Raw genomic sequence first — 9736 nt, 5'->3', positions numbered from 1 at the left:
TTGGTCACCGTTTCGCTCTTGCCATGGCCCAGGTGCTCGGACATCTCCGTCTCTAACGCACGCTCCACCAGCATCTTGGTAAGCTGCTTGAGCAGCCCGTTCTCGCCTATCAGGTCTTCCGGCTTCTGGTAATTCGCCAGCAGGCTGTCTGCCAGCTTGACGAGCTCAGGATCGGGTTTCTCTCTTTTATTGCGTTTCGCTACGGTCATCGATGCTCCTGTTGCTGGCAGTCTCCTGCCAAATGACCGTTTACACAAAACTTTTTACACCCTCCCGCTTGAAAGCGGCCCGACGCGAGACAGATAGCACCCGGGCATCTCGATGCGATGTTTTTGACGCTGCGCACCCTCCCTTCCCTGCTTGACGAACATGACGCCGGGCCCCGAACAGTCATCAACCCACGCGTAAACGTGGGCGCCGCATGCGAAGCTTATTTAACAAACCGCCTCAGCATGCGCTGGCACTGGATCGTCACGTTGATAACCCATCCTGCGGACGTCCTTTCACCAGAATCAGATTTCTCAACCGACCTCAGGACACTCAGATTCTGATACCTCCGCAAGAACTTCACGCAGTGTTTTCGTGTCGGTCAGAACATCGGTGCGCAAACGGGCGTCAAGAGTCTCAATCATTTTCTGCGCCACCTGAACACCATCCTTCGATATCGTTATTTCCAGCCGGGCGCATTGATCTGCCAGGGCGTCATGCCCAAACACCGCTAACGCGCCTCGCAGCGAATGCAACTCAGCCAGCAACCGGGTTGCATCCCCGTCATTGTGTGCCGCACGGATCACCCTCAGCGATGCCTCACACGACTTCCGGAACGTTTCACGCGTCTGTTCCGGGACGGCTCGCCCCCCCAGCATGCCGTCGCGCCTGGGCTCGCTTCCATCCGCTTCTATCACCACGCGTGGCACGCCAGTCACTTCCGACAGAACCGCCGACAACTCATCCAGTTGTAGCGGCTTGGTCACCACGCGTGCCATGCCGGTCGCCTCGCACCACGTTCGCACCTCCAGCGTTGCGCTCGCCGTGGCCGCCACAATCGGCATCTCCGGCCAGTGCACCTGTGCTTCGCGTGCCAGCGCGTAGCCGTCCAGTACCGGCATCGACAGATCCGTCAGCAGCACATCAAAGCGTTCCCGCGATAGCCAGTCCAGTGCGTGCCGCCCATCTTCTGCCGCCCGCGTCTCGCAGCCCAGCATCCTCAACTGCTCCTCGAACAGTTGACGGTTCACCGCGTTGTCCTCCGCGATCAGCACTTTCAACCGGCGCGACGACAGCACCTGCTGCGTCTCATCGCACGCCTGGAGCGCCTCGCCTTGCAAGGTGTACCGCAACGCCGCCACAAGCCCCTTCAGGCTGTAGCTCGAGACCCTGACTACCGGCTCTACCGCTACCGGATATGCCGGACCTTCCGTACTACTGTCGATCACCCACGACGACTCCGCTAACAAACCGCTTTCATCATCCGCGTGCCAGGTGTCACGCTCGCCGCAGAGGATCAGCACGTCCGCCTCGTTCAACATCGCCGGGTGAAGTTGCGCCGGATGCCGGTATGCCTGCACCTGCAGCCCCCACGCCTCCAGCGCTGCCACTGCATACGTGTGCCAGGCGTCCGCCGCAGCCACGAACAGTATCCGCTCTCCCGCGAAACGCGGCATGTCCGACTCGCCTTCGCTCTCGCCCAGCGGCACCCGCGCCGTAAAGCAGCTGCCCTGACCTGGCTCGCTGCGCACGGCGATCGTACCGCCCATCGCATCGATCAGCCGCGCGCACAACGCGAGGCCAAGTCCCGTGCCGCCAAAGCGACGGTTGATCGTTGCATCCGTCTGGCTGAACGCCTGGAACAGAAGCGCCTGCTGTTCCGACGACATCCCGATCCCGCTGTCTTCCACCTCGATCGTCAACATCGCGTCCTGATCGTCCACGCCCGCCTCCACCGACAACCGCAGCGTGACCTCCCCATACGCCGTAAACTTGATGGCATTCGCCAGCAGGTTGTTCATCACCTGGCCAAGCCGAGTCGGATCACCCTGCATCGGCAGCACCGGCGACGTTCCGAACACGCCCGACAGCCTCACGCCCTTTGCGCGCGCCAGCGGTCCGAACATCAACAGCGCCCGAGACGCCACCTCCTGCGCGTCGAATGCGATCCGCTCCAGTCTCATCTCGCCGGCCTCGCTCCTCGAGAAGTCCAGCACATCACTGACGACCTCAAGCAGTCCGCCCGCCGAGGCCCGGATCGTCGTCAGACGGTCGCGCTGCAACGCATCCAGTTGCGAGCGCGACAGCAGTTCCAGATTTCCCATGATTGCATTCAGCGGCGTGCGGATCTCATGGCTCATCGCCGCAAGGAACGCCGATTTCGCCGCGTTGGCGGAGTCGGCCGCCTGCTTCGCGTCACGCAGCTGCCGCTCCAGACGCTTTCCCGCCGTGATGTCCGTGAACGCCGTCACAAGCACGTCCTGTCCCTGGTAGCGCGCCGGCACGACGCTCACCGAGAGGTCCATCGCCCCGCCCTCGCGCGTAGGGAGCGTCAGTTCCTCGTGCAGCATGCCGTTCGCCCCCGTTGCCCCGCCGCGCTCCCGGTGACGTCGAACCAATTCCGCCGACAGCGTCTCGGTCGGCACGACTACCCGCGCCGCAGCGTCAATCATCGTCGGGCTGCGCAATAGCGCTTTTCCGCTCTCCACTGCGATCAACCCCAGCCCCACTGGCGCCGTTTCGACCAACATGCGGCTCAGGTGCTCACTCTCGAACACCCGTCGCGATCGCTCAATTGCCGGCCGGAAAACGCGTTGCTTGAGATAGATCAGAACCCCCCATACGACGGCAAGCGTCGCAAGCGTAAGCACAGCACCGATACCGGTCTGTTTGCCGATGCCCGCAACAACGTCGCACCACGTAAATACATAGACAAGCACCCAGCCCGTATCGCCAAGACGATCCGCAATCGTGAATCCACCGTCCCGCCAGGTTTCGCGTTGCATGCTGCCGGTCGCTCCCGCGACACCTAACGCCCGAACGCGATCAATCAATGCAGGGGCCTGCTCATTCCAGGCTGTGCTCGCTACTATTTCTCCTTTCTCTGACACGACCATATACGTGCCATCGAACCCGCCAACGGTCAGAGGTGCTGTCAAGATCTCCGGGTCGTATTCCGTCACGAGGATCGCAAACGGTGATCCGTCTGAGAACACCGGCGCGGCGATGCGAATCGCCATTTTTCCCGTCAAGGGACTGATAGCAGGCAGCATCCAGGATACGGGCCGACGATTATTGGGTTGCTCGCCCGCATGGATGCCGGCCAGACCATCCAGCCCATCCCCCAGATCCGCAATCAAATGCGCACGGCCGGCAGACGTCCCGGCCATCGCTGCCTGGTGGGGCAAGGGCGCAGACAGAATTCCGGCAATATTGTGCTGCGCACCATAGAAATAGCGGCTCGCCTGCTGGCCCCGCACCAATGAATTTACTGCGCTGACACGACCGAGTTGTGCAGTGAGACCAAGATAGCGACGGCGTTCATCGTGGGTCAGGGATTTACCTGGTATGTCGAACAACAACGGCGGTTGTGCCGTGGACGTGGGCAATGGCACGAATGCGTACCCCTGACTGCGAAATCGGGTGATTAGCTCAAGATCGACCTGATCCGCGTCCTGCCACGCCAGCTCCGCGCTGACTAGCGCGGAGCGGAACAATGCTTCGCTCGAGTTGACTTCGCTCATGACGAGGTTGCGATCGACGAGGAAGTTCTGCCGCTCGGCTGCAACCTGCCCGCGTACCGCCGACAACGCCGCGAGCGTGAAAGCGAAAAGCATCATGATCGTGGTCACCAATCCACCACCGAACACCAGCAGCTTCTTGTAGCGCTGCAACTGGTTCAAGGCATCATTCTGTGGAGCGGAGGACATGGCGGCACCGGTTCGTTCTGGAGACTGTCGATGCACCTTTGACAATCACACTGACGTAGCGCACCGGACCAAAACGATTATCGCGGCGCGAGAGCGGATCCGATCAGCCGCCCCCACAAATCAGACCCATGCGATGCGAAAGCAAATAATAATCAGACCCGTCAACGTGCCGGCGTGCGCACTGAGTGTGAGTCAAGGCTTCGCGAGTAGGTTCGGACGAGTCAGTACTCGCGAACATTTTTGCCAACAGTGGTTCTTCACCCCTGCCTCACTCATCTCTGTGCAGACTGTATTGAGCGTAATGAAGATCCCGCATCGCGCTCGCTGACGATCATCCCGCGGTGCTTTTTCGGCATTAAGCAATAACTGGCTGTAGTCCTCCCACTAGACGTTTTAGGCACGGCGAAGGACTCAGGCGAACCAGGCAAGTCGCTAGACGCTTCCTCTTGCGACATCCTCGTCACGGAATACGCGATGCCATGGGGATAGTACGGTGACGGCTTGAGGTTTTTAGCCTTCCTGCTGCGAAAGTATCCTGCACTCAGCTCAGAATCGTGGTCTTTACGACATTTGAAAATGCCGCCTCACCCATGCAGGTATCTTCACGTTGCTGGCATGTTGACGGGATCGCGATGAGAAGCAACACAACACACCTGCCACAGACGTCATTTCTTATGCCGGCTACCGATTTCCGTCCGACGCGATTGGCTAGGCGGTGTGGCGATACTTGCGCATAGCCAGAGAATCGCTGGCTGGGCGCGGCATTGAGTTCACGTACGAAACGGTGCGACGCTGATCGGTGAAGTTCGAGCTTGCCATTGCTCGACGCATCCGTTCCACCGCGTTGGACCGGGCCAACAGGTGGCACCTCAACGAAGTGGTGATCACGATCGACGGCAAGCAGTACCCGCCGTAGCGTGCTATGGACCAGCCTGGCGCGGTACCGGATGTACTCGCACAAAGCCGGCGCGAGTGGCATGCGGCGACGCACATCATGCGTGATCTGCTTAGGAAGCACCGCCGCGCTCCGCGTGTTCTGATCACCAATGACGTGGAACCCCGACAGCACAAAGAATTGCACAACCGGGCGGAGAACGGGCACCAGCCGACGCGAGTGCGCGAAAAAGTGTTGCACGCTTCAAATCAGCGCGCTATCTGACGCGATTCGCGTCGGCTCATGCTCAGGTGAGCAATCGGTTCAGACGCTGCCGGTACAGCGCGAACGCGCAACAGAAGCGGCAGACACGCAAGGAGGCCTACGAGGCGTAAGAAGCTGCAACCGGAAATCCGATTCCGGATCGCCTTGCCAACCAGGTGAGCCAAACTTATGTCATGCGATTTCGCATGCACGTCATTCGGCAAGTTGACATGCCAGTCACGGAAAATATCGACTGAAGCACGCGAGACTCACCGAGCGCGAAGCGACCGACTCATCCAGAGAAGCATAGTGTCGTAACTCAGACCAACGAGTCTTTAGGATTCTCTGCGTGGTTCAGCGTGCGTCCGGCGTTCGATGCTGTCCTGACCGTCGGGGCGTCGACCGCTAACGCGGCCAGTTGCTCACGCATGCCGCCCGTCATACCGTCGAACGCGATCCGCTGACTGGCCGTAAGTGGCGAAGCGCCAGTTCGGCTCGTCAATGCGAGTGGATCGGTAGGGTGATTGTTCCGCCGCACCTCGAAATGCAGGTGAGGTCCCGTGGACCTGCCGGTGCTGCCTACTGCGCCGAGTCGTTGTCCTTCAGTCACGGACGCGCCAACGCGCAAATCGCGGGCGAAGCTAGACAGATGTGCGTAATACGTCGTATAGCCTTGCGGATGATTGAGCACAACGTACTGCCCATATCCGCTTTCGTTGCCTACGAACTTCACGGTTCCCGAAGCAGCCGCCACTACGGGCGTCCCCTTCGGCGCGCTAAAGTCCACGCCGGTGTGAAAATGCTGCTTGCCGCCGACCGGATGGACACGATTGCCGAAAGTCGAGCTGACCCTAACGTAATCGAGCGGCATCGAAAAGGGTTCAGCGGCAAGCCGCCGTCCGTCGAATGAATAATAGTCCCCGTTGGCGTGCCCCGGTGCGACAAACCACACGGCCTGGTAGACCTTAGCGCCTGAGCGGAGTTCGACGGCCGTCACGCGCCTGCGCTGTGGCGCCGCGGCATCGCGCCCGTGGAAAACGCGATAGGTGTCGCCCTTCTGCGCGGGCGCCGCAACGTCGAGCCGGGAGGCAAAAATACGTGCAATCTGTTCCCGGATCTCGACCGGCACGTCAGCCCGCACCAGAGTATCGCGCAAGTTGCCTTCGGTCCGCCCAGCGTATGACCCGATTTCGGCCTCCGGCACGACAAACGGCACAGCGCCAGATAGCGGGCTATTTTGAGCCTCGCCAACGAACCCGCTGAACTTGCCGGCAATATCGGCCGAACCTTCGGACATCTGCCGAGGTCGCTCGACGGGTTGCGCAGCCGGCACGGTCACCCCAAGGCCGGACCAGATCGCGCTGGATGCCTTCACGCGATTGAATATTTCTGGTGCTGCAGTCGAAACTGATAGGCCGAGAATCGCGACCATGCCACACAGCACTCCTGCGCCCGCGATGGAACTCGCTGGAGATTTACATCTGGAACGCATAGAATTGCCCACTTCGATGGCAACGGCTTGCGCCTTGGGGAAGGTGTTACCTAGAAAGTGGAACGACATCATGTCAAAACCTCGCAGTCAAAATAGAGGGCTGCAGGCGTAAATGACAGTGCTTGAAACGCGCGGCAGCGGGCGGAAACGGGATAGAGCGAAAATCCAACAGTCTGGGTACCCTTCCGCCTACACAATCCGGTCAGAAACCGTTGGAAAGGGTCCCTTCGCTATCTACATGCGAGTCCTAAAAGGGTTAATGCGATAGAGATAGAGTAAGGCGGCGTCCCATTTCGCCCTATGTGACCAATCCGAAAGAACTCTGTCCCCGTAAGTATCGACCTGCGGCAGCGAGTCGCATCGCCCCCGCGCACGGCACAATCACGAAGCTCGACGACCTCAGACGAGCGCCAGAGGTTCATGGAGATTCGACTCTTCGCCCGCCCAATTTGCTTTGACCGGAGGCATGCAATTTCTGACGTGTAAAGCGGCGCGCCTTATACCTCCTCGCTTTTATCGGTTGTTCTTCTCGGGATCGCCGGCGCAAGCTAGTGCATCCAACTTGCTGGGCTGATCCCCGCGCGATTCACGACGCCGACAGGTTTGCCAACAGGCCAATTTCGACTCATGGGAAAAAATTGGGCATGTTCGGTGACATCGTGAACAAGATGTTCCACGAGGCAAATCCCGACGCGAGGACGCCGACAGTTGAGCCTGCTCCTGATCCGGCACAGAAGCGTTGAATATCGCAAACAGCTGACGCAGGATCTGAAGTATTCCGGACACTTGAATGACTCGGCGAGCGTGAACATCTGGCTGCATAGGGAGGTGACGGCGACGCTGGCCGCAAAGGGTGGCAAGTTTCTGCCCGATCTGGTCGGTTAAGCCACGCGTTGACAGAAAGTCCAATACGGGCCTCTTCTAATTCGCCAGAGCCCCAAAATTCATACGTGTCATATTGGCTGAATGCCGTGAATCGTGAAAACTGATTCGGAAAGGCGCACGGGCATGCACGGATCACATCTGCCATCCCTCGCGGCTAACTCGGCGATGGCGCTTGCATTGACAGACCGCGACGAATACAGCTCATCGGCATAGACATGCCAGAGACGACCGCTCTCGCCTTTGCGATGACAAGTTCTACCGTTAGAAGCGGTTTCGAAACTAGTTAAACATCGGCTTGAGACACGCTCAACACACCAAAGCGCAAGCGAGAGAAAGGAAATCTTCATGGATATGGGCGTATCGTTCGTAGCGAATCTTCAGGCGTCAAAACGAGCGAAGCCACGCAATTGATCGTTCGACTGGCCAATGCGTTTCTCCGAGACCACTGCCGTGTGGCGAACCGATTTTTGCGAGCGCCGGCGTGACGCCATGTTTTTACAGGCGCTGTCGATGATTCTCAGAACTGTAGCCCCGGTCGCGCTGAACAATTTTCGGTCTATGCAGTGGACCTCCCCACTTGCCACGAATGCGCGCATGGGATCTATTGGAGCGAAGAAACGGGTTTGCATAGCAACCGTGTGAACGGTACTAGTTTTGCCCCGCAAGGCGAGACGCTGGTGCGTGCGGCCGAAAAGCCCTTCAAGGTGCAACATGATTTCGGCGATCTCCAACCGCGGCGAGTTGAACTTCATGATCTTCGAAGGAATGCTCAGGAATGCCACCTTCATCGAACTCACGAAGCGGTTTCTCAAACAGCTCACGCGCAAGATCTGCTAGATGGTCGACGGCCATCCGAACCGCATCGGTCTGCAGCTATCAAGATGTTTGCCGCCGACCAAGCAACGCGTCTGCGGTTGATCCAACTGGCGAGCTATTTTCAGGAGCCTAATCCCGGACGAGACGCCCAACCAGGGACGTCAAGACTAACGCGATCGGCAAGATCTAACCGACCATCAAGGGGAATGAGCCGGGATCAGCGGTGGCATCTGCATCGTCCGCAAAAGGAACTCCCGTGATTCGCAACCCTACTGCAGTAAAAGCATGTCGATATAGCACCCGATCGACTACGAACTATTTAATGATTTCATCAGTGCCTTTGTAATTTTCATTATTAATTTAGCAATACCTATCACACAAATACGCTTTTTTCTGGGCCTTTTTACGAAGAGGCATCGATGATGAGGGCAGTCCATTAGAGAACTCGCGCTGAACGACAACTTGACAATACTTTTGAGGATTCTATGAGAATTGCTGTCCTAGACGACGATCAGGCACAAACCGACTTTTGCTCTCAGACGTTATCGCCGGCAGGGCATATCTGCCACGCGTTTTCCTCTGGCCGGGAACTGGCACGGCAACTGAGACGGCAGACCTTTGATCTACTCATTCTCGACTGGAACGTGCCAGACATGTCGGGCAAAGAGATCTTGTGCTGGGTTCGAGGTAGCCTCTCTGAACGACTTCCTGTTCTGTTCATGACGAGCCGCAGCAGTGAAGCGGATATCGCGTCAATACTTAATCACGGAGCCGACGATTACGTCGTCAAGCCAGTCCCTGGAAGTGTCCTGCTCGCGCGCGTCAGTTCGCTGTTGCGACGCACCTATCAGCTCAGTGCTGCTGGGCGCGAAGTCTATGGAGATTACGACTTCGATCTGATTGCGAAGCAGGCGCTGCTTAAGGGTACCGCTGCTGCGCTGACCCCAAAGGAATTCGAACTTGCACTGCTGCTGTTCCAACACTTAGGCCGACCGTTGTCTCGCGCCCACATTCGCGATGTAATCTGGAATCAGATCGCCGAAATCTCGTCGCGGACAATTGACACGCACGTGTCGGTACTACGTGCCAAGCTCAATCTGCGCCCGGAAAACGGTTATCGGCTCGCAGCGGTTTACGGTTATGGCTATCGCTTGGCTCAGATGGATAGTGTCGAGACACTCGAGCGTACGTCCCATTAATAGCGCACCGATGACGTCAGCGGACAAATGGTGATCGTGAAGCCGCGATTTTGATTTCTGACGTTGCCCCTGTTTCGCGAATCCCATAGCTGAGAGATTTACGCGGCTCTTCCCTGTTGAGCGGCGAGCCAGTTTTTCTCGAACGTCATGGGGCTGACGTAGTCGAGCGTCGAGTGTAGCCGGCGAGAATTATGAAAGCCAAGCCAGTCGACGATTTCATCCATTGCCGCACGCCGGGTCGCGAAGTGCCGGCCATGCAGGCGTGCAACTTTCAACGAACCCCACAGGC

General features: G+C 58.4%; 5 protein-coding genes and 2 pseudogenes. 2 read left to right on the top strand and 5 right to left on the bottom strand.

Annotation, left to right across the window (positions count from 1 at the left end; translation table 11 throughout):
* The 3 genes and pseudogenes from HDG33_RS36250 to HDG33_RS36240 all read right to left on the bottom strand — a co-directional run.
* Positions 1-209 (bottom strand): annotated as a pseudogene (locus HDG33_RS36250) (IS256 family transposase); the annotation flags it as partial.
* 312 nt (positions 210-521) lie between these two features.
* The gene (locus tag HDG33_RS36245) at positions 522-3917 is read right to left on the bottom strand and encodes an ATP-binding protein (protein ID WP_184041045.1); all 3396 of its coding nucleotides are present in this window, start codon (positions 3915-3917) and stop codon (positions 522-524) included.
* Positions 3918-5374: 1457 nt separating this feature from the next.
* Complete coding sequence (locus HDG33_RS36240) at positions 5375-6619, bottom strand: M23 family metallopeptidase (protein ID WP_260330723.1); 1245 nt, start codon at positions 6617-6619, stop codon at positions 5375-5377.
* 636 nt (positions 6620-7255) lie between these two features.
* Between HDG33_RS36240 and HDG33_RS36235 the strand changes: the two genes are divergently transcribed.
* On the top strand, positions 7256-7432 hold the full coding sequence (locus tag HDG33_RS36235; RefSeq protein ID WP_409259126.1) for a DUF3597 family protein: 177 nt from the start codon (positions 7256-7258) through the stop codon (positions 7430-7432).
* 306 nt (positions 7433-7738) lie between these two features.
* Here HDG33_RS36235 and HDG33_RS36230 read toward each other — a convergent pair.
* A pseudogene (locus tag HDG33_RS36230) lies at positions 7739-8020 on the bottom strand (transposase); the annotation flags it as partial.
* A 713-nt stretch (positions 8021-8733) separates the two neighbouring features.
* Between HDG33_RS36230 and HDG33_RS36225 the strand changes: the two are divergent.
* Complete coding sequence (locus tag HDG33_RS36225) at positions 8734-9447, top strand: response regulator transcription factor (protein WP_184041042.1); 714 nt, start codon at positions 8734-8736, stop codon at positions 9445-9447.
* A 98-nt stretch (positions 9448-9545) separates the two neighbouring features.
* On the opposite strand, the gene HDG33_RS36220 is transcribed toward HDG33_RS36225, so the two are convergent.
* Positions 9546-9736, bottom strand: a 191-nt coding sequence (locus HDG33_RS36220; protein WP_184041039.1) for an IS3 family transposase, incomplete at its 5' end; no start/stop codon positions are given.

Origin of the sequence: Paraburkholderia sp. Cpub6, assembly GCF_014201065.1 — a bacterium.
Taxonomy (GTDB): domain Bacteria; phylum Pseudomonadota; class Gammaproteobacteria; order Burkholderiales; family Burkholderiaceae; genus Paraburkholderia; species Paraburkholderia tuberum.
The sequence above is the reverse complement of the archived record's forward strand: the minus strand, read 5'-3'. Positions and strand labels throughout refer to the sequence as shown.

Bases quoted from the DNA above. Each gene is read 5' to 3' on its own strand.
- HDG33_RS36245 (WP_184041045.1), bottom strand. From the start codon at position 3,917: ATGTCCTCCGCTCCACAGAATGATGCCTTGAACCAGTTGCAGCGCTAC.
- HDG33_RS36240 (WP_260330723.1), bottom strand. From the start codon at position 6,619: ATGATGTCGTTCCACTTTCTAGGTAACACCTTCCCCAAGGCGCAAGCC.
- HDG33_RS36225 (WP_184041042.1), top strand. From the start codon at position 8,734: ATGAGAATTGCTGTCCTAGACGACGATCAGGCACAAACCGACTTTTGC.